Origin of the sequence: Hydrogenophaga sp. SL48 (genome assembly GCF_021729865.1) — a bacterium.
Classification (GTDB): domain Bacteria; phylum Pseudomonadota; class Gammaproteobacteria; order Burkholderiales; family Burkholderiaceae_C; genus Hydrogenophaga.
This window is the reverse complement of sequence record NZ_CP063400.1, coordinates 121,360-147,043: the sequence shown is the minus strand read 5'-3', so window position 1 is coordinate 147,043 and position 25,684 is coordinate 121,360. Positions and strand designations below refer to the sequence as shown.

23 protein-coding genes are annotated in these 25,684 nt (G+C 64.6%); 14 read left to right on the top strand and 9 right to left on the bottom strand.

Going from position 1 to position 25,684, the window contains the following annotated elements; translation table 11 throughout:
• Positions 1 to 26: 26 nt before the first annotated feature.
• The 5 genes from IM738_RS00645 to IM738_RS00625 form a co-directional block, all read right to left on the bottom strand.
• Positions 27 to 674: a hypothetical protein gene (locus IM738_RS00645; RefSeq protein WP_236963980.1), complete on the bottom strand. Its 648-nt coding sequence runs from the start codon at positions 672 to 674 to the stop codon at positions 27 to 29.
• A 109-nt stretch (positions 675 to 783) separates the two neighbouring features.
• On the bottom strand, positions 784 to 1,323 hold the full coding sequence (locus IM738_RS00640) for a VOC family protein (protein WP_236963979.1): 540 nt from the start codon (positions 1,321 to 1,323) through the stop codon (positions 784 to 786).
• A gap of 25 nt (positions 1,324 to 1,348) precedes the next feature.
• Positions 1,349 to 1,573: a DUF2783 domain-containing protein gene (locus tag IM738_RS00635; protein WP_236963978.1), complete on the bottom strand. Its 225-nt coding sequence runs from the start codon at positions 1,571 to 1,573 to the stop codon at positions 1,349 to 1,351.
• A 32-nt stretch (positions 1,574 to 1,605) separates the two neighbouring features.
• A complete protein-coding gene (locus tag IM738_RS00630) occupies positions 1,606 to 3,288 on the bottom strand; it encodes an FAD-dependent oxidoreductase (protein WP_272907746.1) in 1,683 nt (560 codons plus the stop codon).
• A 495-nt stretch (positions 3,289 to 3,783) separates the two neighbouring features.
• A complete protein-coding gene (locus IM738_RS00625) occupies positions 3,784 to 4,227 on the bottom strand; it encodes a universal stress protein (protein WP_236963977.1) in 444 nt (147 codons plus the stop codon).
• A gap of 140 nt (positions 4,228 to 4,367) precedes the next feature.
• On the opposite strand from IM738_RS00625, the gene IM738_RS00620 reads away from it, so the two are divergent.
• The 4 genes from IM738_RS00620 (at position 4,368) to IM738_RS00605 (ending at position 8,250) form a co-directional block, all read left to right on the top strand.
• Positions 4,368 to 5,519 carry an NAD(P)/FAD-dependent oxidoreductase gene (locus tag IM738_RS00620; protein WP_236963976.1) on the top strand — a complete coding sequence of 384 codons (1,152 nt, stop codon included), beginning with the start codon at positions 4,368 to 4,370 and terminating at the stop codon, positions 5,517 to 5,519.
• Between the two features lie 139 nt (positions 5,520 to 5,658).
• Positions 5,659 to 6,132: a MarR family winged helix-turn-helix transcriptional regulator gene (locus tag IM738_RS00615; protein WP_236963975.1), complete on the top strand. Its 474-nt coding sequence runs from the start codon at positions 5,659 to 5,661 to the stop codon at positions 6,130 to 6,132.
• 89 nt (positions 6,133 to 6,221) lie between these two features.
• Positions 6,222 to 7,259: an aromatic ring-hydroxylating oxygenase subunit alpha gene (locus IM738_RS00610; protein ID WP_236963974.1), complete on the top strand. Its 1,038-nt coding sequence runs from the start codon at positions 6,222 to 6,224 to the stop codon at positions 7,257 to 7,259.
• Positions 7,260 to 7,278: 19 nt separating this feature from the next.
• Positions 7,279 to 8,250 (top strand): PDR/VanB family oxidoreductase, encoded by a 972-nt coding sequence (locus IM738_RS00605; protein WP_236963973.1) that lies wholly within the window; start codon positions 7,279 to 7,281, stop codon positions 8,248 to 8,250.
• A 432-nt stretch (positions 8,251 to 8,682) separates the two neighbouring features.
• Here the strand turns inward: IM738_RS00605 and IM738_RS00600 are convergent, their stop codons facing one another.
• Positions 8,683 to 10,128, bottom strand: a complete 1,446-nt coding sequence (locus IM738_RS00600; protein ID WP_236963972.1) for an IS1182 family transposase — start codon at positions 10,126 to 10,128, stop codon at positions 8,683 to 8,685.
• Positions 10,129 to 10,645: 517 nt separating this feature from the next.
• Here IM738_RS00600 and IM738_RS00595 point away from each other — a divergent pair.
• The 7 genes from IM738_RS00595 (at position 10,646) to IM738_RS00565 (ending at position 15,106) form a co-directional block, all read left to right on the top strand.
• Positions 10,646 to 10,867 carry a hypothetical protein gene (locus tag IM738_RS00595; protein ID WP_236963971.1) on the top strand — a complete coding sequence of 74 codons (222 nt, stop codon included), beginning with the start codon at positions 10,646 to 10,648 and terminating at the stop codon, positions 10,865 to 10,867.
• A gap of 152 nt (positions 10,868 to 11,019) precedes the next feature.
• Entirely contained in the window at positions 11,020 to 12,546 is a 1,527-nt protein-coding gene (locus tag IM738_RS00590) for an IS1182 family transposase (RefSeq protein ID WP_236963587.1), read from the top strand.
• A 175-nt stretch (positions 12,547 to 12,721) separates the two neighbouring features.
• Positions 12,722 to 12,982 carry a hypothetical protein gene (locus IM738_RS00585; RefSeq protein ID WP_236963970.1) on the top strand — a complete coding sequence of 87 codons (261 nt, stop codon included), beginning with the start codon at positions 12,722 to 12,724 and terminating at the stop codon, positions 12,980 to 12,982.
• Between the two features lie 78 nt (positions 12,983 to 13,060).
• On the top strand, positions 13,061 to 13,402 hold the full coding sequence (locus IM738_RS00580) for a hypothetical protein (protein WP_236963969.1): 342 nt from the start codon (positions 13,061 to 13,063) through the stop codon (positions 13,400 to 13,402).
• Between the two features lie 76 nt (positions 13,403 to 13,478).
• Positions 13,479 to 13,919, top strand: coding sequence for a hypothetical protein (locus IM738_RS00575; protein WP_236963968.1), 441 nt, complete (start codon positions 13,479 to 13,481; stop codon positions 13,917 to 13,919).
• A gap of 80 nt (positions 13,920 to 13,999) precedes the next feature.
• Complete coding sequence (locus tag IM738_RS00570; RefSeq protein ID WP_236963967.1) at positions 14,000 to 14,404, top strand: DUF4279 domain-containing protein; 405 nt, start codon at positions 14,000 to 14,002, stop codon at positions 14,402 to 14,404.
• Between the two features lie 93 nt (positions 14,405 to 14,497).
• Entirely contained in the window at positions 14,498 to 15,106 is a 609-nt protein-coding gene (locus IM738_RS00565) for a hypothetical protein (protein WP_236963966.1), read from the top strand.
• Positions 15,107 to 15,479: 373 nt separating this feature from the next.
• On the opposite strand, the gene IM738_RS00560 is transcribed toward IM738_RS00565, so the two are convergent.
• The gene (locus IM738_RS00560) at positions 15,480 to 16,463 is read right to left on the bottom strand and encodes a hypothetical protein (RefSeq protein ID WP_236963965.1); all 984 of its coding nucleotides are present in this window, start codon (positions 16,461 to 16,463) and stop codon (positions 15,480 to 15,482) included.
• 492 nt (positions 16,464 to 16,955) lie between these two features.
• On the bottom strand, positions 16,956 to 17,441 hold the full coding sequence (locus IM738_RS00555; protein WP_236963964.1) for an Lrp/AsnC family transcriptional regulator: 486 nt from the start codon (positions 17,439 to 17,441) through the stop codon (positions 16,956 to 16,958).
• 263 nt (positions 17,442 to 17,704) lie between these two features.
• Between IM738_RS00555 and mdeB the strand changes: the two genes are divergently transcribed.
• Positions 17,705 to 20,350, top strand: a complete 2,646-nt coding sequence (gene mdeB, locus IM738_RS00550) for an alpha-ketoglutarate dehydrogenase (RefSeq protein ID WP_236963963.1) — start codon at positions 17,705 to 17,707, stop codon at positions 20,348 to 20,350.
• 327 nt (positions 20,351 to 20,677) lie between these two features.
• On the opposite strand, the gene IM738_RS00545 is transcribed toward mdeB, so the two are convergent.
• The gene (locus IM738_RS00545) at positions 20,678 to 22,510 is read right to left on the bottom strand and encodes a sigma-54-dependent Fis family transcriptional regulator (RefSeq protein WP_236963962.1); all 1,833 of its coding nucleotides are present in this window, start codon (positions 22,508 to 22,510) and stop codon (positions 20,678 to 20,680) included.
• A gap of 255 nt (positions 22,511 to 22,765) precedes the next feature.
• On the opposite strand from IM738_RS00545, the gene IM738_RS00540 reads away from it, so the two are divergent.
• Together IM738_RS00540 and IM738_RS00535 are read left to right on the top strand one after the other, a co-directional pair.
• Positions 22,766 to 24,241 carry a benzaldehyde dehydrogenase gene (locus tag IM738_RS00540; protein ID WP_236963961.1) on the top strand — a complete coding sequence of 492 codons (1,476 nt, stop codon included), beginning with the start codon at positions 22,766 to 22,768 and terminating at the stop codon, positions 24,239 to 24,241.
• A 141-nt stretch (positions 24,242 to 24,382) separates the two neighbouring features.
• Positions 24,383 to 25,684: an ABC transporter substrate-binding protein gene (locus IM738_RS00535; protein WP_236963960.1), complete on the top strand. Its 1,302-nt coding sequence runs from the start codon at positions 24,383 to 24,385 to the stop codon at positions 25,682 to 25,684.

Genomic DNA, 25,684 nt, shown 5'->3' with positions numbered 1-25,684 from the left:
GGTCCGGGCCCGCAGGCCCGCCCCTCTCAGACGCGCTGGTTGATCAGGCTGCCGGACTCCAGGGGCGCCCAGCTGCTGGTGCCCTGCTCGGTGTACATCAGCGGTTCCTCGTCGCGCCGCACGGCCGCCTGCAGCTCGGCCACCTGGGCGACCTCTCCGGTGGTGAGCCCCCGGTCGTTGGCGGAGGAAGCGCTCGCCAGCGGCGGCAGGGCAGCGTCCGCCGCCTGCGCCGCCGCCACCGAGGCCGCCTCGCGACCCAGCACGACGTCCACCACCGCGGCGCTGGCCTTCCAGACGTTGCTCAGCACCTCCTGCAGCTGGAGTTTCTGGGCCGCCTGCTCCTGCGCCTTCTGCTCGTCTTCCTGGCGCTGCTCGGCACGCGCCTCGTTGTCCTGGGCGGTCGATGGGCCAGCACTTTCGGAACGCTCTCGGGGCAACAAGGGCGCCGCCTGTGCGCTGGGCACGCCGGACGCGGCGTCGCTGGCGGGCCTGGGCACGCCGGGGGGTGGCCCGCCCTGGGCACCCTGGCCGTGGCGGCCGGTCTCGGCCTGGCTCTCGCGGGGCGATGCCTGCACCGCGGTGACACCGGGCACGGCGGTCACCGCCGCCACGGCAGCGGACGGCGCGGTGGGCCAACTCACCGAAGCACTGGAACTGGAACTGATGCTCAACATGACAAACCCCTTCCTGACGGGATCAGCGGCGTCAGACAGTACCGCTGTTCCCAAGGGTTTTCGACCACTTAAACGCCGACTTGAGGGGTTTTCACCCCCCAATTCACATTCAAGCTGCCGCGAACTCTTTCTGGTGCATCCAGGCCGCGTGTTTGGGCGCGCGTTTGGTCTTGTCCCACTCATTGAGCATGTCCCACTTCACCTCGTCGAGCTTCTTCATCATCTCGGGCGTGGCGGTGTTGGCGGCCAGCTCCAGGCGGTGGCCGTTGGGGTCGAAGAAGTAGATCGACTTGAAGATGGTGTGGTCCGTCACGCCGATCACCGGGATGCCGGCGGCCTCCAGGCGGGCCTTGGTGGCGTCCAGCTCTTCGACGGTGTCCACTTCCAGCGCGATGTGCTGCACCCAGTCGGGCGTGTTCGGGTCGCGGCCCATCTCGGGCGCGTTGGGCAGCTCGAAGAAGGCCAGGATGTTGCCGCCGCCCGCGTCCATGAACAGGTGCATGTAGGGGTCGGGTGCGTGGGTCGAGGGCACCTGGTCCTCGGCGATGGCGAGCACGAAGTTCATGCCCAGGTGTTTCTGGTACCACTCGACGGTTTCTTTGGCGTCCTTGCAGCGGTAGGCGACGTGGTGGATCTTGCGGATGTTCATGACGGTCTCCTTCGGGTGAATGGGGTCAGACGCCCTGGCGTGCGATCGCCAGAGCCTGTTTGAGCACAGCGATGTCGCCCACCTGGTTGGCCAGCAGCAGGATCAGCTTGGCGTTGAGCAGCTGGCTCTGCTCGTCGCTGAGGTCGCGGTGGGTCTCGATCAGGGCTTCGTAGAAATCGTCGCCCGGCGTGAAATCGCGGAAGTAGCGCTGGCCGGGTTCGGCGAGGTTGGGCTGGAGTTGCAGGGGCATCTTGTGTCTCCTTGGTTTGTCCTGGGTTTGCGTCAGGCGGCCACGGTTTCGGGGGCGGTCTGGGCAGTCGCGCGCGCCAGCGCGGCGCGCACGGCGGCCACATCGAAACGGCGCCAGCGCGCGGCCACGTGCTGGTCGGGACGGATCAGGTAGCAGGTGCCGGGGCGCGCGTCCATGCGCTGGGCCAGCAGGCCGTCGCGGTCGTGCAGCACGGTCAGGCCCGCGGCCTCACCGGCGTGCGCCGTGACCAGCACCACCTCCACCGGGATGGCGCCACCCGCCAGCGCCACAGCCTGCGCGCGCACCACCGGGTCGAGCTGTTCCAGGCTGTCGGCAAAGGCCAGCAACTGGAAACGGTTGCCCAACTGATCGAGCAGCCAGGCGTCCTGCCCGGCCACACGCACCGGTGCGTCGTCCAGCGGAGCGCCCGGCACCATGTCGCCCTCGAAGGCATCCACGTCCGGCGTGTTCAGCGCCGAGTGCACCAGGAAGGCCGGCACCGACAGGCGGCCGGAGTTCACCAGCTTGCGGGCGAACGGCTGCGTGCGCGCCAGCTCCAGCGCCGCGTTGCGGAACAGCTTGCTGACCGCGCTCTTGGGCGTGATGAAGTCGGTCGAGCGCGTGGAGTTGCGGATGTTCTCGTCGGCGGCGTAGGTGCGGTCGGCGTCGTAGGTGTCGAGCAGGGCCTCGGGCGCCTGGCCCTTGATCACCAGGGCCAGCTTCCACAGCAGGTCGTCGGTGTCCTGGAAACCGGAGTTGGCGCCGCGTGCACCGAAGGGCGAAACCTGGTGCGCCGCATCGCCCACGAACAGCAGGTGGCCGTGGCGGAAGTGCTTCATGCGCCGGCACTGGAAGGTGTAGATGCTGGCCCATTCGAGCGTGAACTCGCGCTGATCACCGAGCATGGCTTTCACGCGCGGCAGGATGTTCTCGGGCTTCTTCTCTTCTTCCGGGTCGGCGTCCCAGCCAAGCTGGAAGTCGATGCGCCAGACGTTGTCGCTCTGCTTGTGCAGCAAGACCGATTGGTTGGGGTGGAACGGCGGGTCGAACCAGAACCAGCGCTCGGCCGGGTAGTCGGCCTTCATGATCACGTCGGCGATCAGAAAGCGGTCCTTGAACACGTGGCCTTCGATGTCCAGGCCGAGCTGGCGCCGCACGTTGCTGCGCGCGCCGTCGGCCACGATCAGCCAGTCGGCGTCGATCTCGAACGGGCCGTCCGGCGTTTCCACGCTGACGCGGGCGCCGTCGTCCAGCGGCAGCACGCTGGCCACCTTGTACTTCCAGCGCAGGTCCACGCCGAGCGCTTCGGCGCGGCGCACCAGCGCTTCTTCGAGGTGGTACTGCTGCAGGTTGATCATGCCGGGGCGCTTGTGGCCGGCGTCGGGCACGAGGTTGAAGCGGTAGACCTCTTCTTCCTTCATGAAGGTGCGGCCCACGTTCCAGCTCACGCCCTTGTCCACCACCACGTCGCCCACGCCGAGGCGGTCGAGGATTTCGAGCGAACGCTTGGCGTAGCAGACGGCGCGCGAGCCAATCGACACGCTGTCCTCTTCATCGAACAGCAGCACGTCGAGGCCCTGCAACCGAGCGTCGATGGCGGCCGCGAGACCGACCGGGCCGGCGCCAATGACCACCAGCGGCCGGCGCTGCGGGGCGGACGCCATGAGGTCTTGCGGACCGGTGTAGGGGAAGGTGGGGTAGGTGTAGGTGGCCATGCCTGCGGTGCTCCGTCGTTGTCGCCGGCGCCCGGAAAAGCGGCGGCGTTGTCTGGGCAGGACTGTAGCCGATAATTTCTTATTGGTAAATACGTTTCTCTAAACGTAATTTTGATGGAACCTGCGAACTTGATTTGTTCGGCTGGTTGAGCTGCTGTCGGAGTGCGCTTCCGGTGTGCCTGCACACGCGCTCAGGCACCTCGCTGGCACGGCGGTGCATGGCGCTCTGCTCCGCTCATGTCCCCCGACGGCCTGCGGCCGTCTCCTCCTTGACTTCGCTGCGCAGAGCGCCATGCACCGCCGTGCGAACAGAAGCGGGCGCGCCACCGTGGGCACACCCGCACGCGAGCGCGATCCAGCGTTCGGGTGGCCGACGCAGCGAAGTAAAGGAGGAGGGGTTTGCGCAGCAAACCCCGGGGGACATGAGCGGAGTCGGCCACCCGGGCGCTGGATCGCAGAGGGGGAGTTAAAAGCGCCCCCGGAGAAAAAGGAAATTCAGTCGTCTGAGTCTGACAAAGACACAGGCTCCCGAACCACCGTCACCGGCACCGGCGAATGGTCCACCATGTGCTGCGGCACCGAGCCCAGCTCGCCCTCGCCCGACCCCGCCGCCATGATCACCGCGTCGCACCCGTGCCGCTCCACGATGTCGATCAGCGTGTGCGCCGGGTCCCCGGTGGCCACCTCCTGCACCACCTGCAGGCCCGCGGCCTCCAGCAACGCCATCGCCGGGCGCATCAGGTCCAGCCCCGCCGACTCGTTCACCCGCTCCAGCACCTCCGGATCGTGCGCCACCACCAGCTCGTACAGTGTGGCCGTCTCCTGCACATTCGCCAGCACGAACCGCGCCTTCAAGCCCGCATGCACCAGCCGCACCGCGTGGTGCACCGCCAGCAGCGCATGGGAAGAACCGTCGACCGGGATGAGAATGTTCAGCATGATGGTTGCCTCCGGTGATGTGATGAGCCCGCACGCAAAGTGCGGCCTTCGTGGTTCATGATGCCACGCCCACACCACCACGCACAGCCTTTTTCACCCCCTCGCCACACCCGCCGCCACGCCCCTTTTCAACGCCCGACATGACCTCCTCCACCGACACCACCGACTTCATCGTGATCGGCGCCGGCATTGCCGGCGCATCGGTCGCCCACTGGCTCGCACCCCACGGCCGTGTGACCGTGCTCGAACGCGAGCCCCAGCCCGGCTACCACTCGACCGGGCGCTCCGCCGCGCTCTACATGGCCAGCTACGGTTCGGCGCAGGTGCGCGCGCTCACCCGCGCCAGCCTCGCCTTCTTCGACGCGCCCCCCGCCGGTTTCAGCGAACACCCCCTGCTCTCGCCACGCGGCGCGATGATGGTCGCCACCGAAGAACAGATGCCCGAACTCGAAGCCCACTGGGCCATGCTCGCGCCACTGAACCCGCAGGCAGTGCGCCTCACGGGCGCCCAGGCCTGCGAGCGCGTGCCCGCCCTGCGCCCGGATCAGGTGGCCGGCGCGGTGTACGAACCCGACGCCGCCGACATGGACGTGCACGCGATCCACGGCGGCTTTCTGCGCGGCGTTCGCCGGCACGGCGGCGAGATCGTCTGCGATGCCGCGGTGACATCGCTGCACCGGGTGGACGGGCTTTGGCAGGTGGACGCGGCGGGCCGCCGCTGGCAGGCGCCGGTGGTGATCAACGCCGCGGGCGCCTGGGCCGACGCGGTCGGGCAGATGGCCGGCGCGCGCGCCATCGGGCTGGTGCCCAAACGCCGTTCGGCCTTTGTGTTCCACGCGCCCAAAGACCAGCACGTGGCCCACTGGCCGCTGGTGTTCGGCGCTGCGGAAGACTGGTACATCAAGCCCGACGCGGGCGTGCTGCTCGGCTCGCCCGCCAACGCCGACCCGGTGCCGCCGCAGGACGTGCAGCCCGAAGAACTCGACATCGCCATGGCGATCCACCGCATCGGCGAGATGACCACGCTGGAGGTCAACCGCCCGATCCGCACCTGGGCGGGCCTGCGCTCGTTCGTGGAAGACGGCGGTCTCGTGGGCGGCTTCGACCCGTTGGCCGAGGGCTTCTTCTGGGTGGCGGCGCAAGGCGGCTACGGCATCCAGACCGCGCCCGCGATGGGCGAGGCCTGCGCGGCGCTGGCGCGCGGCCTGCCGATCCCGGCGCACATCGCGGCCGAGGGCCTGGACGCCGCGCAACTCGGTCCGGCCCGCCTGCATCGGCCACAATCGGCGTGATGCCAAGGCCCCTGCCTGGCCCAGGCGCCCGGGCCCACCGGCCCACCGTCGCGCCCCCGGCGCCCCTGGCGTCTGCAACCCACCCGGCTAGGCCGAAGGCCCTCGGCCACCCCGCCCCACCCACACCACCCGCCCACCCGTGAGCACCGAACCCAGCTTCGACACCTCCCTGCAGGCCGAACCCGGCCACCTGATCCGCCGCGCACACCAGCTGGCGGTGTCGAGTTTTCACGAGACGCACGGCCGGCAGATCACACCCGTGCAGTACGCGCTGCTGCGCGCGCTGCAGGCCTCGCCCGGCATCGACCAGGTGACCCTGGCCGAGAAGGTGGCACTGGACACCTCGACCACCGCCGACATCGCCACCCGCCTCGAAACCAAGGGCTGGATCGTGCGCGAGCTGCTGCCCCGCCGGCAGCGCAGCCTGCGCCTCACCGCCGAGGGCGAAGCGGTGCTGGCCGACATGCTGCCGCGCGTGGAACCGATGTACCGCGCCCTGCTCGCCCCCATGGAAGCGGCCGAACAGGCCGAATTCCTGCGGCTGCTGCGCAAGTTCGTGCAGCTGAACGAAGCCACACCAACCCCACCGGATTCGGGTAAACCCGGGGTCTGAACCCCTTTTGCGCCCACCGCTCCTTCCGTACAATCGGCTTCATTCAGTATGCTGAATGAAGCCGATTGACCATCCCAAGGAGACACCCCATGTTCCCCATCAACACCTGGTACGTGGCCTGCACGGCCGACGAGATCGACGAAAAGCCCCTGGGTCGCACCATCTGCAACCAGGCCATCGCGTTCTACCGTGCCCAGGGCGGCAAGGTCGCGGCGGTGGAGGACTTCTGCCCGCACCGTGGCGCGCCGCTCTCGCTGGGCTACGTCTGCGAAGGCAAGCTGGTCTGCGGCTACCACGGGCTGGAGATGGGCTGCGACGGCAAGACGGTCGCCATGCCCGGCCAGCGCGTCGGTGGCTTCCCGGCCATCCGCAGTTTTCCGGTGGAAGAGCGCTACGGCTTCGTCTGGGTCTGGCCGGGCGAGAAAGACAAGGCCGACCCGGCGCTGATCCCGCACATGGAGTGGCACAACAACCCCGAGTGGGCCTACGGCGGCGGGCTGTACCACGTGAAGGCCGACTACCGCCTGATGGTCGACAACCTGATGGACCTCACGCACGAGACCTACGTGCACTCCACCAGCATCGGCCAGAAGGAAATCGACGAGGCGCCGTGCAAGACCACGGTCAACGGCGACGAGGTGATCACCAGCCGCTTCATGAGCGACATCCCCGCGCCGCCGTTCTGGAAAGCCGCGCTGCGCGCCAAGGGGCTGGCCGACGACGTGCCGGTGGACCGCTGGCAGATCTGCCGCTTCACGCCACCCAGCCACGTGATCATCGAAGTGGGCGTGGCCCACGCCGGCCACGGCGGCTACGACGCACCGGCCGAACACAAGGTCTACAGCCAGGTGATCGACTTCATCACGCCCGAGACCAACACCTCGATGCACTATTTCTGGGGCATGGCGCGCAAGTTCAACCCGGGCGACAAGGCGCTGACGGCGCAGATCCGCGAAGGCCAGGGCAAGATTTTTTCGGAAGACCTGGAGATGCTGGAACGCCAGCAGAAGAACCTCAGCGCCTTCCCCGAGCGCGCCCTGCTCAAGCTCAACATCGACACCGGCGGCGTGCAGTCGCGCCGGGTGATCGACCGCGTGATCGCGGCCGAACAGGGCGCCACCGCCTGACCGCCCCGGACCCACCACCATGAGCGACCCCCAAACCCCCCTGCTGGTGCGCGTGGCGCGCAAGCACACCGAAGCGCTGGACATCTGCAGCCTGGACCTGGTGGCCGAGCCCGGCCACACGCTGCCCGCCTTCAGCGCCGGCGCCCACATCGACGTCGCCCTGCCCAACGGCCTGGTGCGCCAGTACTCGCTGTGCAACCCGCCCGGCGAGACCGGCCGCTACCAGATCGCGGTGCTGCGCGACGCCGCCTCGCGCGGCGGCTCGCAGGCGGTGCACGACGCCGTGACCGAGGGTTCGACCCTGCGCATCAGCGCGCCGAAAAACCACTTCCCGCTCGCCACCGAGGCGTCGCACCACCTGCTGCTCGCCGGCGGCATCGGCATCACGCCGCTGCTGGCGATGGCCGAGCGGCTGACCAGCCAGGGCGAGTGCTTCGAGCTGCACCACTGCACCCGCTCGCGCGAGCGCACACCGTTTGTCTCGCGCATCGCGGCCTCGCCGTTCGCGCGCCATGTGCACCACCACCACGACGACGGCGACGCGGGGCAGCGGCTGGACCTCGCCGGCACCCTGGCCCGTGCGCCGCAAGGCACGCACCTCTATGTCTGCGGCCCGACCGGCTTCATGGACGCCGTGCTGGCCGCCGGCCGCGCCGCCGGCTGGTCCGAGGAGCGCCTGCACCGCGAGTACTTCGCGGCCGCGCCGGTGGACCACGCGAACGACGGCAGCTTCGAACTGGAGATCGCCAGCAGCGGCCGCGTGATCCCCGTGCGTGCCGACCAGAGCGCGCTGGCCGCCCTGCTGGCCGCCGGGCTGGACATTCCCATGTCGTGCGAACAGGGCGTGTGCGGCACCTGCCTGACCGGCGTGAAGGCCGGCACGCCGGACCACCGCGACCAGTACCTCACGCCCGAAGAGCGCGCGGCGAACAACCAGTTCCTGCCCTGCTGTTCGCGCGCCAGCAGCGCGCGACTGGTGCTCGACCTCTGAAGTGCATCAACCCACTACGGGCACCGGCAGCGAATTCCCCGAAGGCTCGCGCGCGCTCTACGCCCACCTGGGCGGCGTGCCGGCGCTCAATGCGTACAGTTTTTTGTTCAGGAATGACTGAAAGCCTCGACCGCGCACAACATGACCTCAAGGCGCGGGCCGTGCCCTCACTCCCTCGCCCCTCTGGGGAGAGGGCTGGGGTGAGGGGCCACGCCTGCCCGGACGGCACTTCATCTTGAACGTCCGCTGCCCCCGATTGCGAACTGGTGTTCTCGACCGAGGCTGTGTGGAAACGCATCCGAACATCGGAGACGGCGCTCCTGCCAGCTGATCAATCCGCGTAGCTCGGCTTCATGTCATTCTTGAGGCGCGTGGATGGTCCCATGACATGCCTGAGGCATCCTGGAGGCCGGATTTAGCCTCGAAGTGGGCTCACGCCCCCGCCAACCTCATTGCCTTGATGGTCCCTTCGAACCCCAAGATGGCGAGTACACGCCGCAGGTTGTAGGCCAGCACGTGCAGGCTCATCTCCGTCCCTACGTTGGCCAACCTTTTGGAGAGGAAGTGGGTGTACCCCATCCAGCTCTTGAAGGTGCCGAACACATGCTCTACCGTTCTGCGCCGGATCGTCATCGAATTGGGCGAGCGATCCAGGCGGCGCTGTACCGATTCCAGCACGTCGTCATGTTCCCAACGTGAGATGCGTCGGTACTTGCTGGGCGTGCACTGCGACTTCATCGAACACTGCGTGCAGGCACTGCTCCAGTAGCGACGAATCACCATGCCTTTCTCCTCGCCAGAGAACCGGTAGATGGCGCGCTGCCCTGCCGGGCATTGGTATTCGTCGTCTTCCTTTATGTAGATGAAGTCGGCCCGGTCGAATCGTCCTGCGGCCTTCGCGCCGGATGTCGTTGGCTTGGGCAGTACGGCAGAGATGCCCGCGTCCGCACAGGCCTTGATCTGTGGGCCGCTGAAGTACCCACGGTCAGCAATCGCGCGCAGCTTCTTCTTGCCCATGGCTTCACGCGCGGCGATGGCCATCGGACTGAGCTGCGCTCTGTCGCTGCCGGCGTTGGTGACCTCATGGGCAACGATCAGGTGGTGCTTGGCGTCCACCGCCACCTGCACGTTGTAGGCGACCATGCCGGAGCCCTTTCCACTGGTGGCCATGGAGCGCGCATCTGGGTCGGTCAACGAGATTTGGCCCTCGGGATCGTTCTTCAACTGCTCCTTGACCTCTTGGAGCCCACGCATCTGCTGGCGCAGGTGAGCGATCTTGTCCTGCAGGCGGGATGTCTTTGCTTCCAGCTCTGCTGGCTGGGTGCGGTCGGCTGTCTCCAGCGCAGTCAAGTAACGATGAATGCTCTCCTCGATCTGCTGCTGGCGCTTGTCGATCTTGCCGGTGGTGAAGTTGCGGTCCCGCGTGTTGACCGCCTTGAACTTGCTGCCATCAATGGCCACCAGCGCCTGGCTGAACAGCTTGAGTTCTCGGCACAGCACTACAAAGCGTCGACATACGTTGCGGATGCCTGCTCCGTTGTCACGCCGGAAGTCAGCGATCGTCTTGAAGTCTGGCGACAGGCGACCGGTTAGCCACATCAACTCGACATTGCGTTGGCACTCGCGCTCCAAACGCCGACTGGACTGGATCCGGTTGAGGTAGCCGTAGATGTAGATCTTCAGCAGCACCGCAGGGTTGTACGAAGGTCGACCGGTTACGGCAGGCGTTGCGCCTTCGAACCCCAGCGCTGCCAGGTTCAACTCTCCGACAAAGGCATCAACCACCCGTATCGGGTTGTCCTCAGCTACGAAGTCATCCAGGCACTCCGGCAGCAACGTGACTTGCTGCCTGTCCTGACCCTCGATGTATCTCGACATATTGACCTCTGTGTTCAATATGTCTGTGAACTCTACCGAGTTCGGTTTTGGGCAGGGAGAGGGTTTTCACACAGCCTCGACCCGTTGCGGTCATTCCCCCAGTCTCCCCAAAACCGTCCTTCAACCGTACAACTGCTCATTGTTGAAGCTATAGTGCATGTACCGTATGCGCTTACTCAACTGGTCCTAAATCCGCAAGGACTGCAGCACAGGGGTGCGGGGTTTCGCAGGATTTTTATAGCGGGACATATATCCAGCATGTAGGCGTCACAACCCAATTTCTCATTTCGCGGAGTCACGAATTACAAAGAAACTCTCCCTCTGTGTCGCCGTCACAATCGCTCTGTGTTCAACGGTCGCTCGGGCTCAAACCACTTTTGATTGGTCGCTTTTAGAAGGCAAGTGGGCAGAAAGCTCAGAAAACAAGTATGGGTGCCGCCCAGACAACGTTCACCAGCAGTTCGAGGTTTCAGCTGACCGCAAGACGCTGGTTCTCAAGAACGACCGGAAATGGCGTATGGACAACGGGCAGGAGATCGAAAGGTACTCAGCAACAATCATCAGCCATGCTCCGAATGTTCTTGTCATCAAGTACGGCCAGGAGCTAAAAGACTTCCCGGATGAATACCGCGAGTGGGAAATGCGATTCATTGGCCCCGGCACATATCGGTGGCGAGCGAGCGCCTGGCCTGCAGGTCGCTACAACAACGTCATTGGTGTGAAGTGCGCGGCCAAGTGACGCCTCCCTCCATCGAGAGGGACGTCCAAGGGCTATCGCCCTCGGCCGCCCCTCATGTCAAACGTTGAGGCTGTGCAAAAACCCCCACCGAGTCGGAACGAATAGTCTACGCAGGAGTCCATGTCCAAACGCTCAAAGCAGGAGAGCAGGACATGGCGAGATACAAACCGATCGACCGCAATCCCCGGCTCTTGCCCGTGGTGCTGAGCGATCAGATTCAACCCGGCAGCTTTGAATTTGCGCTCGATCACCTGATCGACAACGAACTCGATCTCAGCGCCCTGGACGCGCGCTTTCGCAACGATGAGACCGGCGCCAGCGCCTACGACCCCCGTGTCATGCTCAAGATCGTTCTGCTGGCGTACAGCCGGGGCCTGATCAGCAGCCGGCGCATCGAAGCGGCCTGCCTGCACAACGTGCAATTCATCGCCATCAGCGGCGACAGTCAACCGAGCTACACCCTCATTGCCAAGTTCGTGCGCGAGCTCGGCGACGACATCCAGGCCTTGTTCACCCAGGTGCTGCTCACCTGCGACCGCCTCGGCCTGATCGGGCGGCAGATGTTTGCCATCGACGGCGTGAAGCTGCCGGCCAACGCCAGCAAAGAGCGCAGCGGCACCCATGCCGAGCTGGCACACCGGGCAGAGCGCCTGGACAAGGCCGCGCGCAAGATCATCGAGGCCCACCAGCGGCAAGACGCCAGCGGTGTTGCGCCGGACGCAGACGAACAGCGTCAGGCCCGCATCCAGGCCCTGCACAAAGAGGCCCAGGCCACGCGCGACTTCATCGCCCGCAACGCTCCGCGGCGCAACCGCAAAGGCCAGGAACTCAAGACCAACGTCACCGACCCCGAGAGCGCCAAGATGGCCACCGGCAAAGGCGTGATCCAGGGCTACGCGGCGCAAGCCGCAGTGGACAGTCAAAACCAGATCATTGTGGCGGCCGATGTCACCGGCTCAGGCTCGGAGCAGGCCATGCTGCTGCCCATGGTCAAGGCCAGTGAAGCCGTGAGAACCCCAGACACCTTGATCACCGCCGATGCGGGCTACCACAGCACCGAGAACCTGCAGGCGCTGGCCGAGCAGCACATCGATGCGCTGATTGCAGACAACCAGATGAGGCAGCGCGACGAGCGATTCGAGGACCAAGGCAAACACAAGGCTAAGGGTGATCCGCTGTACGAGAAGAAGCCCACGGGATCAGCGCAGAAGATCGGGCTTTACCGGCCCGAGGACTTCCGGGTGAGCGAGGACCAAAGCCACTGCATCTGCCCGGCTGGCCGCAAGCTCTACAGCAACGGCAACGCCTGCACGATCAACGGGCGTCAGTGTCACAAGTACACCGGCAGCCACAGCAGCTGCAGCCCGTGCGATCACAGGCACCTGTGCTTGCGCCACCCTGAGCGCACGGCGGTGCGGCAGGTGGCGATCTTCAAGAAGAGCCAGAGCAGCCCCAACGACGTGCTCCAGGCGATGAAGCAACGCATCGACAGTCCCGAGGGCAGAAGGCGCTACAGCCAGCGCATCGGCACGGTGGAGCCGGTGTTTGGCAACATCCGGCACAACAAGCGGCTGAACCGGTTCACGCTGCGCGGGAGCAAGAAGGTGGGCACGCAGTGGAGGCTGTATTGCCTGGTGCACAACATCGAGAAACTGGCTGGCTGCGAGCTGAAGAAATAGCGAGAGGGATACGGGTCTTGTTCGGTGTCAGAATGAGCGCCAGAGGCCTTATCAGATGGGTCGATCAAACCGAAAACGACTTCAGGAGGGCTCAACCAATGGCGATCCAGAAAACCGAACCCTTGCGCCAGTCTGCGGCTGGACTTGGGGTTTTTGCACAACCTCGTTAAACCTCATGCCAGCTATCACCACGATCGTCGCTGCAGGCAACACCATGGCTCCATCCTTGGCCGAAGTCCGAGCATTGGGCTATAAGGTGAGCCGTGGCACTGATTGCGGCGGTGCCTATGTAGCTGAAGGTCTGAACTGTCGATTAGTCGCAGACGATCCACTCGCGTTGTTGGGGTTGCTCAAGCTATTCGAACTTCGCGGCAGAAACTGGCAGCCAACGGACGATGAAGTCTCGGCATTTCTGGTTTTGGAGGACGAAGCATGACGTTCAATAAATCGGCCCAGCACGGACGGCCTACGGCCTCCGCTGGCCTTAATCGTTGGGCTTAAGGAAACGCTGCGCATGCCGAAATTGGTGACCGCTCGCGAAATGGATGCTCTTCTAGTGCGTTGGGGCTCGAACGAGTTGAGTGCCAGTGAAGTTCACAGCTGGGCCGAGGCTCGTTTTGCCACACACAGTTGGGAACCAGAGAACGACGCTGTCAATGAGGTATTGAGTCATCTCGATCGCTTGGATATGAATCTCGTAGTAGTCGAAGACATACCGCTACTACGTGAGGCTCTGCTAGCTCGTAACGAGGAGGATGCGAACCGCCTTATTGAGCGTAGCTACGCAATTACGCCACTCGAAGCAAGAAAGCTCATTTGTGCTGAAAAACCAATCTATGCGCCGTTCTGCAATTAGGCCCAACTCGGCAGTCGAGTGGACCTGCGCGAAAAGCCGCGCAGGCCGCTCACTTCTACGTTGGGCTGCATAGGGCATGGCGTACACGTTGCAAGCAATCCTCGCGCGATCCGGAGCCCTTTCGGAGCCACAGCTCGACCAGTTGAAACTCGTTCCTCTACTCGGTGGAGTCGATCTGATCCCGCTTAGCCGGGACGCGCTGAAGGCATACGCACTGCCCTTTCTGCCTCTGACCGACGAAGGGCAGCAGGACCTTCCCAGCACGCTTGCGGAGCTATGCGAGAGGCTAAGCGTTCAGGGCCAAGTGGCCTACGTGGAAGCCGAGTTCTTCGGTGGAGCTGGCACGCAAGCGCGTGCTCTCTATTCGGAAGGCAAAGCGGTCGGTCCGGTGGTTGTGTCTGACTCAGCCATTAACGAAGCTCTCCGCTATATCGGCGTTGACAAGGGCGGCGCTGCGGACGAATTCGATGCCATAGGTCTGGGGCAGCATCGAAATACGGATGGCTGGCTCACGTGAAAATGCCGCCCAACCCTTCGCTCCAGCGGACGGCTTCGCCGTCCGCTGGAGCTTGCACGTTAAATCGCACGAAACCTGCAATGACGAACGAAGCAGAGGTTTACTTTGCACTCTACGGAAGTGAATTCGACCTCGAAGAAGCCACGCGCCGCATCGGCATTGAACCGACCTCTATCAAGCGGAAGGGCGAACCGAAAACGCGAAAGCATTTGTTCTGGCAGATTTCGCCCGATCGGATCGAGGGTGACATCATCGACATATACGAGATGTCTTCTGCCCTTGTTGCGCAGCTCGCGCCATTTGCGGAGAAGATCGCAAGTACAAGACAAGCGCTCGGACTGGAAGCGGTTTTGGAAGTTGTCTTGTGGATTTCCACCGATGAATCAAAGTCTACGCCTGCGATTGGCTTTGATCATGAAGTGATCTCATTTCTACAAAAGGTTGGAGCAACAATTGATGTTGATACCTATTGCAATGCGCCTTAACCCGTCGGCCAACACAGACCCACAACAGCGGGTCGCGGCTTCGCCGCATTTGTTGTGGTCTGGTTGCCTCCAATGTTATGCATTAGGCAACCAATGACCAAGAATGATTCGGTTTTTGAATTGTGGAATTTCTTTTCCAGCAATGCCAAGGAAATTAAGGCTGCATATGACGCGGAAAATTATGATTGGCTGGACGGAAAGCTTTCGCCGCTTGTGAAGGCAATTGCGGAAGATATGAACTGGGAATTCGGTCCATATCACCATCCCGACAATACGTTCGTCCTGTCGCCAACAGTTCGCGAAAATCTTCCGGCGTCTCGGGCTGCAGTTGCTCAGGCACCTGATATTCCTGGTTGGTTCTTTGAACCGGCCAAACCTGCAAAAGAGCTTCTGTCTCTATTCTTTGAAGCGGAAGGCTCTTCGGTCTGCGCCGATGAGTGGCGGTACCGTCTTACTTCATACAACAGTGGCGAGTTTGTCGACATCGAGATTTTCTATGACTCATCAACGTCGCCTCTAGCCGCGCACGAGCAAATGTTCTGTGAGCTTGTAGTGGAGGCCATTCTCGGCGAGGAGTTGCGCCTTGATCGCGTAGGCTATCTGAAACCAACTTTGGTTCTCGATGTAGGCGCCATCGAAAACGCATCGAAAATTCGTTACCTAAAGGAGCATCTCGATGAAGTTCTTGCTCCAATCCAGTAAATGCATAACGAGTAAGGATAGATCAACAAGGCCATACACGCGACGTGCGAAGACGCACGCGCATGATGGTCGACGTTGAGCGACTGCTTCCCCGTTTGACCAACAGCCGGTCTTGGCCGGGACTGCCAGTTCCAGGTCAAGCCCGGCAGCAGTCCTTGGTCATGCACCGGTCGAGGACCATGACCATCGCGAGCCGACCCTGAGCGGATATGTCGGTGGTGACTACATTTCGGTCATTCAAGCTGCAATAGATATGAACCTGATCAAGCAACTCGATGTTCAGGAATGAAATTCGTTGTCTGATCTGCAATGTCTGTGGAAAACCCCGTCGACACCGCGGGCCGAGAGCTTTCTACTGTTGTTGCGTTGCTCACTACCGTTGGAAGTTCAGCACAGAAGTGTCTTGGAAGGTCAGCGTCCAACCATCAGGTGTTTTGGTGGCACTCACCACGGTTTCTCTGAACCGATCAGCGAGAGTAGATGCGTGGCGTCGGGTACCAACGAAGAAAAAACTGAAAGTTAGGGGTGGCGAAACAGCAACTCGTAGCCTCCCCTTGTAGCTCAATGTCGCCTTGCTAAGGTCTTCAAATACCAGAGTGCAGATAGCGTTGTCTGCAACATTCGCCTCACGAATAGACCTGCCGAAGCCTTGGCCCAAACTTGCACCGAGGGAAATAAATCCCTTGTCTTCGCGGAGCGATTTCCCTCCGAGTATGGGCGGGGCCCCTTCTCCTATCTGCTGGAGAGTAATTGGCCCATGAGTCGAATAGCTTGCAATGCTAATTGCCTTGGGAGTGATAGCAGCAGCGTGATAACGGGAAAGCCAGTAGCCCTCTACACGGACAATGCCTGGCTCCATGACCTCAATATCAAGTGCGGCAACCCTCCCGTCGTGCCGTACGAAAGAATCTTGTACGCGCGCAAAGTTGATCATTACCCATGGTGGTATGAAGTCCGATTCGACAGGCACGGTGATCAGTACACGCCCCGGGGCGGATTCAAACTTGACCGCTGGGTTCTTCCGCATCACCACCTGGCTTCGGGTGACACGCAGAATCTCTTCTCCTGCAGCGTTCAGCAGCTTCGAATCTACCAGTACGATTCCACCTTCCAGCACCCTTAGAGTCAGCCAATTTGCGCCGCCGAGTTGAATTAGCCCGGCAGCCTCCACATCTGAGTTGATGCTGAACGGGCCTAACCTAAGCGGGATTGGTTGCACCTTTGGTTCCGCGTTGATCGCTGCCCAATGGCGATCTCGTGGATGATCTAGCCTCTTCCAGCGATAAAGGGTCTCGTCGGAGATCGCGAGGCGCCCGCGGTGAACTTGGTCGTGACAAGCTGCGCAGAGGGCAATCATGTGGGCAGCATCGTGCGTCTCGTATACATGCCACTCCTGAATATGATGAAGCTGCGTTCGAGTATTTGAACATCCAGGATTCGCGCACTTTCCACCAGACTCTTTCAAGAGAGACTCTACGACGTTGGTGGGCACGTTTGATCTGCGTTTTGCCATAAAAGTACTCTAACGCCACCGTCTCGAAATGCTCACGTGGGCTCTCGAGCCAAGGCAGATTTTCCGTGCGGAGCCATCTCGCCAATCGATTCGGCGGATTTTTGGGAGATCAAATCAACGTCGAATCTATCCAACGGTCAAGCATTGCGCGAAGGCGTTGCATGCTCGTGAAGTCTGCCAAATTGGTCGCTGGGTATCAGTACGACCGCTTCACCAATTGACCGTTGACTGCTCTTGGCCGGCAGCGTGAGTACAAGGCAGCGCCATGAAGCAGACCTTTGATGGTTGCAGGCCCCACCCCAGCCCCCGCAGAACGGTAGGGGGGCGTGGCGTGGCTCACGCCGCATGCAACGGCAACGCGGTCTTGTACCGAACCTGCTTCAGCGCAAAACTGGACCGTATCTTCTCCACCTGGGCAATCGGTGAAATCTGTTCCAGGATGAAGCGCTCCAGCGCCGGCATGTCGGGTACGGCCACGCGCAGCAGGTAGTCGGCGTCGCCGGTCATGAGGTAACACTCCATCACCTCGTCGCGCAGGACGATGCGCTCTTCAAAGGCTTGCAGCGTTTCGCGGCTCTGCTGCTTGAGGCTGATGGAGATGAACACGTTGAGGTGCAGGCCCAGTTGCTTCGCGTCGAGCAGCGCCACGTACTGTCGGATCAGCCCCCGCGCCTCCAGCGCACGCACCCGCGCCAGGCAGGGCGAGGGCGACAGGTGCACGCGCCGGGCGAGCTCCACGTTGGACAGGCTCGCGTCGGTCTGGAGCTCTTCCAGAATCCTCAGATCGGTCGCATCGAGGTGGTTTGTGCTTTGAATGCTCATGTGTGCGGCATTTTATGGGCCACATCGGCCCAGGAACCCCACACATCCACACCAACTGCGCGCCGCTTGTGCCTACAGTCACAGAGGCTGAGAGCTTTTCGGGCGTGTCCGAGCAACGCGCCAAAACGTGCCCAATCAAGGCGCAAAGCACAGCCATAGCTTGTGCTATGGCGCGCATTTGCAACGCCGAGTGGGTGCGTTTTGGCGTGGTGAGCGGGCATGAACGAAAGACTCTCAGCCTCTGCCATCAGGAGACTTTCGCCATGAACAACATGAACCCCGCCTGGCATCTGACCGCCAACGCCGACACCAACCCCGACGAAACTCAGGAGTGGCGCGACGCCCTGCTTTCGCTGGCGGCCAGCGAAGGCCCGGCGCGCGTGCGCCATATCCTGGACGAGCTGGCCCGCGTGGCGCGCAGCCAGCGCATCGGCTGGCAACCCGAGCTGAACACGCCCTACATCAACACCATCGCGGTGGAAGACCAGCCCGCCTTCCCCGGCGACCTCGCGGTGGAAGAACGCCTGGCCTCGCTGATGCGCTGGAACGCGCTGGCCATGGTGGTGCGGGCCAACCAGGCGTATGGCGAACTGGGCGGGCACATTGCCAGTTACGCGAGCGCGGCCGATCTGTTTGAGACCGGGTTCAACCATTTCTTCCACGCGCGCAGTGAAAGTCATGGCGGCGACCTCGTGTTCTTCCAGCCGCACAGCGCGCCGGGTGTGTACGCGCGGGCTTTCCTCGAAGGCCGCCTGAGCGAGGCCGACCTGATGCACTACCGCCAGGAGATCACCGCGCCGGCCAGCGGCGCGCGCGGGCTCTCCAGCTACCCGCACCCCTGGCTGATGCCCGACTTCTGGCAGTTCCCCACCGGCTCCATGGGCATTGGCCCGATCAGCTCGATCTACCACGCGCGCTTCATGCGCTACCTCACGCACCGGCAGTTGCTGAACTGCGAAGGCCGCAACGAGAACGGCGTACACGTCGACAAGCGACGTGTGTGGGGCGTGTTCGGCGATGGCGAGATGGACGAACCCGAGAGCATGAGCGCGCTCACGCTGGCCGCGCGCGAGAAGCTGGACAACCTGGTGTGGGTGGTCAACTGCAACCTGCAGCGGCTGGACGGCCCGGTTCGCGGCAACGGCCGCATCATCGACGAGCTGGAAAAGCTCTTCGCCGGCGCGGGCTGGAACGTGATCAAGCTGGTGTGGGGCAGCGACTGGGACGGCCTGTTCGCGCGCGACACCAGCGGCGCCCTGGTGCGCGCTTTTGCCAACACGGTGGACGGCCAGATGCAGACCTTCGCCGCGAAAGACGGCCGCTTCAACCGCGACAACTTTTTCGGCCAGAACCCCGAGCTGGCGGCGCTGGCCCAGGGCATGACCGACGAGCAGATCGACCGCCTCAAGCGCGGCGGCCACGACCTGGTGAAGATCCACGCCGCCTACGCAGCCGCCGCCGCGCACACCGGCCAACCCACCGTGATCCTGGCGCAGACCAAGAAAGGCTACGGCATGGGCGCGGCCGGCCAGGGCAAGATGACCACGCACAGCCAGAAGAAGTTCGACGAGACCGACCTGATTCAATTCCGCAACCGCTTCAACCTGCCGCTGACCGACGAACAGGCCAAGGGCCTGGCCTTCTTCAACCCCGCCGAACACAGCCCCGAGATGCGCTACCTGCGCGAGCACCGCGCGGCGCTGGGCGGCTCGATGCCGCGGCGCGAGACCGCGTGCGCCGTGGTGCCGGTGCCCGCCATCGACGCCTACGCGCAGTTCGCCCTGAAGGCCGATGGCAAGGAGATGAGCACCACCATGGCCTTCGTGCGCATGCTCGGCACCCTGCTGAAAGACCCGGCGCTTGGGCCGCGCATCGTGCCCATCGTGGCCGACGAGGCGCGCACCTTCGGCATGGCCAACCTGTTCAAGCAGGTGGGCATTTACAGCAGCGTGGGCCAGCGCTACGCGCCGGAAGACATCGGCTCGGTGCTCAGCTACCGCGAGGCGCTGGAAGGCCAGATCCTGGAAGAAGGCATCAGCGAGGCCGGCGCGCTGGCGAGTTGGACGGCCGCCGCCACCAGCTACAGCGTGCACGGCCTGGCCATGCTGCCCTTCTACATCTACTACTCCATGTTCGGCTTCCAGCGCGTGGGCGACGCGATCTGGGCCGCGGCCGACCAGCGCTCGCGCGGCTTCCTGCTCGGCGCCACCTCGGGCCGCACCACGCTCGGCGGCGAAGGCCTGCAGCACCAGGACGGCAGCAGCCACCTGGTGGCCGCCACCATCCCCAACTGCAAGGCCTACGACCCGGCGTTTGCGGGCGAGCTGGCCGTGATCGTGGACGCCGGCATGCGCGAGATGCTGGTGGAGCAGAAGGACGTGTTTTATTACGTCACGCTCATGAACGAGAACTACGCCAACCCCGATCTGCCCGAGGGTGCGGCCGAGGGGGTGCTCAAGGGCTGCTACCGCTTCGGCCACTACGGGCCGGTGGATGCCGAACAACGTGTCACCCTGCTCGGCTCGGGCGCCATCTTCACCGAGGTGGTCAAAGCCGCGCGGCAACTGGCCGAACAGGGTGTGGGTGTGGACGTGTTCAGCATCACCAGCTGGAGCGAGCTGGCGCGCGACGGTGTGGCGCAGGAGGGGAGGGAGGCCGGTGCCTACCTGACGCAACTACTGGTCAGCAGCGCCGGCCCTATCGTGGCCGCCACCGATTACGTGCGCGCCGTACCCGAGAGCGTGCGCGCCTTCATGCCTGAGGGCCGGCGCTTTCACACGCTGGGGACCGACGGTTTTGGGCGCAGTGATACACGGGCGGCGCTGCGGGCGTATTTTCAGGTCGATGCCGCGAGCATCGTGAAGGCGGCGCTTCACTCCCTCGCCCCTCTGGGGAGAGGGCTGGGGTGAGGGGCCACGCGCGCCAATTTCCTTCATCTCCAGGAGCTTGATTTGGCCGGGTCTCGCCCCGGCGGGCGACCTTCTTTTCTTTGCTTCGCCAAAGAAAAGAAGGCAAAAGAAAGGCGAGCCGAAGTCCGGGCCGCTGCGCGGTTCCTTGCGCTGCTCGCGTCGTGGGGGAAATTCGCAAACTTGTCCGCTGCGCGGCCTTCGGACATGCGAATTTCTGATCCCCACGCCGCTGCGCTGCTCAGCCCGGCCACACGGCAATGGCGGGAACGGGATCGGACTACCCCTCCAGCGAGCGTGCCTTTCTCATTCCCCCGCTGGGGGAACGCGTCAAATCGCCAGACCGAACTTCTTCGCCCGGTAGGCCACCGTCGCGCGGCTGACCCCGAGTTCGCGTGCTGCGGCCGACAAGTTGCCGCCGCAGCGCCGGATGGCCTGGCGCAGCAGGGCCAGTTCGGCCTGCTCCAGCGGACCGCCTTGCGAAGCGCCTGGTGCCGCGCCCGACGCCGCGTCTGGTTCGGGCGTAGCCGGGCGGGCGCCCAGCAGGCTCAGCGTGGCCGGCCCACCGTCGCGCCAGGCCAGCGACAACACGTCCTGCGCCAGCGACTCGCCGCTGCTGAATAGGTGGTGCACCTCGATCGCCTCGCCGTCGCCCACGAGGATCACGCCGCGCTCCACCAGGTTCTGCAGCTCGCGGATGTTGCCCGGGAAGCGGTAGTTGTACATGGCCTTCACGGCGGCCTGGCTGAAGCCGGCCACGCTGCGGCGGTGCCGCTTGTTGTAGTGCGCGAGGAAGTGGCCCATCAGCAGCGGGATGTCGTCGCGCCGGTCGCGCAGCGGGGGCAGGTGAATGGGGAACACGTTCAGTCGGAAAAAGAGGTCTTCGCGAAAGTGCCCCTCACGCACCGCCTGGCGCAGGTCCACGTTGGTCGCCGCGATCACGCGCACGTCCACGCCGATGGTCTTGCTGCCGCCCACGCGCTCCACCTCCCCTTCCTGCAGCGCTCGCAGCAGCTTGCCCTGTGCCACAAAACTCAGGGTGCCGACCTCGTCAAGAAACAGCGTGCCGCCGTGGGCCCGCTCAAAACGCCCGGCGCGTGAAGCGCCCGCGCCGGTGTAGGCGCCGCGCTCCACGCCAAACAGCTCCGACTCCATCAGGGTCTCGGGGATGGCCGCGCAGTTGATCGCGACGAAGGGCTGGGCGGCGCGCGCGCTGATGCGGTGCAGGGTGCTGGCAAACATCTCCTTGCCCACGCCCGACTCGCCGGTGAACAGCACCGTGGCCGTGGTGGGCGCCACGCGCTGGAGCATGTGGCAAGCCGCGTTGAACGCGGACGAGGCGCCGACCATGGTCTGGTCCGGGCCGGGGTTGGCGGCCGCGTAGGCCTCCAGATCGGCCACCGGCACCACGCCGTCCTCGGGCGCGGCGGTGCCGCCGACGAAGGACTGCGCGTTCAGGTAACGCAGGTCTTGCTGCACGTCGTCCCAGAGGTCGGCGGACTTGCCGATCACGCGGCAGTGGGCGTCGCCGGAAGAGCGGCAGTTCACCTCGCGAAACACGACCAGGCGGCCGAACAGGGTGCTGACGTAGCCGGTGGCGTAGCCCACCTGCATCCAGCAGGCCGGCGACCCGCCCACGCCGTAGGCGGCGATGTGCTCGTCGTCTTCGCTGGAGTTGTGCCAGAGAAACTCGCCCTCGTACGCGCCCGCAGCCGCGTCGTAGCTGGCGTGCACCAGCTCCACCTTGACCACGCCCTCCAGCGCGTGCAGGCGCGTGCCGGCCATGGCGGCGGCGCTCGGGTCGGCGTCGGGCCACTGTTTGCGCACCAGCTGCGCATCGCGCGCGCCGCTCACGTAGCCCGCCCGTGTGAGCAGCCCGCGCGCCTTGTCCAGGCCAATGCTCTCGATCAATTCCCGCCGCAGCGAGCCCACCGCCTCGGAATGCAGCAGCACCATGCGTTGGTCCTGCAGCCAGATGCGGCCGTCGCCCGGCGAGAAGAACAGGCACTCGCTCAGGTCGGCCACCGTCGGGTGGGCCTGCTGGCTGATGGCGCTGGCGTCAAAACCCGCCAGCGGCAACGGCTCGCGGGGCCGCCCGGACGCCGCCGGATGGGCGCTCGCGAGGCGGGCCAGATCGGCCAGGGAGATCCGTTGTTTGGGCATGGCGCTCAGGTGAATTTTTTGATGTCTGGTGAAAACAGGCACATCAAATTTAGTTACTCATCATAAATAAATGCCCCACCTCAGGCTAGGTGATGCGGCCGTTTTACGCCCTAGGGAAAGTCCGGATCTTTCCCTCTGAAGCACCCGCCCTTTTTGCGATGTCGGCGGCCTCGTGCAGCGGTGCCTGGTACAGCCGTTGCGAACTCTGAGCGCAGCCACCGCCTGGTGTGCAGCAACAACCTCAGGAGCAAAACAATGGGTGTTTCCGAAAATCCGGTCTGGCTCGACAGCCGCCTCACGTCGGGCAAAGCCTTCGACGGCACATGGTCCACCGCACTCGCCAGCGTGCGCGATGTGAAGGAACCGGCCACGGGCCAGGTGCTCTCGCAAGTGGGCATCGCCAGCGCGGCCGACATGCGCGCCGCCATCGGCCGTGCGCATGCGGCCCAACCCGCCTGGGCCGCCATGGGTCCGCGCGAACGCTCGGCCGTGTTCCACCGCGCCGCCGCGATCTTTCAGCAGCACTTCGCGGAGCTGGCACTGACCATCGCCCGCGAAACCGGCGGCATCCTGCCCAAGGGACAACACGAGGTGAACGAGTCCATCACCTTGTGCCACCTCGCCGCAGCCCTGCCCATGCAGGCCCAGGGCCAGGTGTTGCCCGCCGCGGCCGGCCGCTTGTCGTTTGCACGGCGCGTGCCGCACGGCGTGGTGGGTGTGATCTCGCCGTTCAACTTCCCGCTGATCCTGAGCCTGCGCGCGGTGGCCCCGGCGCTGGCGCTGGGCAACGCGGTGGTGCTCAAGCCCGACACGCGCACCCCCGTGAGCGGCGGTTTCATCATCGCCCGCGTGTTCGAGGAGGCCGGCCTGCCCGCCGGTGTGCTGCAGGTGCTGCCCGGCGACGCCGAAGCCGGCGAGGCGCTGGTGGTCGACCCACGCGTGCCCATGATCGCCTTCACCGGCTCGCCCGCCGTGGGCCGGCGCATCGGCGCACTGGCCGGTGAACACCTGAAGAAGGTGTCGCTGGAGCTGGGCGGTGCCAACAACCTGATCGTGCTGGAAGACGCCGACCTCGACGCCGCCGCCAGTGCCGCCGCGTTCGGCGCCTGGTTCCACCAGGGCCAGATCTGCATGGCGGCCAACCGCATCCTGGTGCACGAGTCCATCGCCGAAGGCTTCAAGGCGCGCATGGTCGGCAAGGCCACGCACCTGCCGGTGGGCGACGGCGCCAGCGGTCAGGTGGCCCTGGGCCCAATGATCGACGCCAAGCAACTGAAGCATTTCGATGACGTGATTCAGGACAGCATCAAGCAAGGTGCCGTGCTTGAAGCCGGCGGCACCTACGAGGGCCTTTGCTACAAGCCCACCGTGCTCTCGGGCGTGAAGCCCGGCATCCGCTCGTTCGACGAAGAGCCCTTCGGCCCGGTGGTCAACCTGGTCACCTTCAGCACCGACGACGAGGCCGTGCAACTGGCCAACACCAGCCAGGGTGGCCTGGCCGCTGCGGTGATCAGCCCCTCGATCGGCCGCGCCCTGGCCATCGGCCAGCGCCTGCGCGCCGGCATGGTCCACATCAACGACCAGACCGTTTGCGACGAGTGCACCAACCCCTTCGGCGGCCCCGGCATCGGTGGCAACGGCGGCAGCGTGGGCGGCCCGGCCGACATCGACGAGTACACGCAGTGGCAGTGGATCACCGTCAAGGACGCGCCACCACCGTTTCCTTTTTAAACCCCCCGCAGCGCTTCGCGCTACCCCCCAGGGGGCAACCCGCTGCGGCCCGGCAAAGCCGGTTCCGCCGGGTTCCTGGGCCAGGCACTGCGCTCCGGCGTCGTCCTGATTCGCATCTTTGCCAACAACGAGGAGACAAACATGAACAAAACACAAACGACCTTCGACCGCCGCGAGGTGTTGCGCGCGGGTGTGGCCACCGCTGCTGGCGCGGCGCTGCCCATGCTGGCACGCGCCCAGAGCGACACGCTGCGCATCGGCGTGGTCAGCCCCACCTCGGGCCCGCTGGGCATTTTTGGTGAGGGCGACGGCCATGTGCTGGAGCTGGTGCGCAAGAACGTGGCGGGCGGCATCGACGCCGGCGGCAATCGCCTCAAGGTGGAGTTCATCCACAAGGACACGCAGTCCAACCCGGTGCGCGCCGCGCAGGTGGCCAAGGAGTTGATCAACAGCGACAAGGTCGACCTGGTGCTCTCGACCTCCACGCCCGAGACCGTGAACCCGGTGGCCGACGCCTGCGAGGCCGCGGGCATTCCGGCGCTGTCCACCACCTCGCCGTGGGAGGCGTTCTACTTCGGTCGCGGCGCCAAGCCCGGCGAGCCTTCGCCGTTCAAGTGGACCTACCACTTCTCCTTCGGCGTGGGCAACTTCGCCAAGCTCTACACCGACCAGTGGAGCCAGGTCGCCACCAACAAGAAGGTGGGCATGCTGCTGCCGGCCGACGCCGACGGCAACGCGATCCGCGGCCTGCTGATCCCGGCGCTGCAGAAGGCCGGCTTCACGGTGGTCGACGCCGGCCCGTACCAGAACGGCGTGGCCGACTTCTCGGCGCAGATCGCGCTGTTCAAGAAGGAAGGCGTGGAGATCTTCAACACCTTCCCTTTCCCGCCCGACTTCGCGGTGTTCTGGCGCCAGGCGGCGCAGCGCGGCCTGGCGCAGCAGGTGAAGATCGTGCAGATGGCCAAGGCCGGTCTGTTCGCGGCCGAGCTGGACGCGCTGGGCACGCTGGGCCACGGCCTGCACGCCGGCGCCTACTGGCACCGCAGCTTCCCGTTCCAGTCGTCGGCCACCGGCCTGTCGTGCGCGCAGCTCGCCGACAGCTATGAGAAGGCCAGCGGCAAGGCCTGGAACCAGCAGCTCGGCGCCACCGCCTCGCTGTTCGACGCCGCGCTGGCCGCCGTGCGCGCCTGCCCCAACCCCAAGGACCGCGCTGCGATGGCGAAGTCGCTGTCCACGCTGAAAACCGAGACCGCCGTGGGCCTGGTGGACTTCAGCGCCGGCCCGGTGCCCAACTGCACCCCCACCGGTCTGGTGGGCGTGCAGTGGGTGCGCGCCAAGCCGGGCTCCAAGGCCAAGTTCGACATCGAGATCGTGTCCAACGCGGACCACCCGCGCGTGGCGGTGACGGCAAAGATGAGTGCCTACGCGATGGGCAAGGCCTGA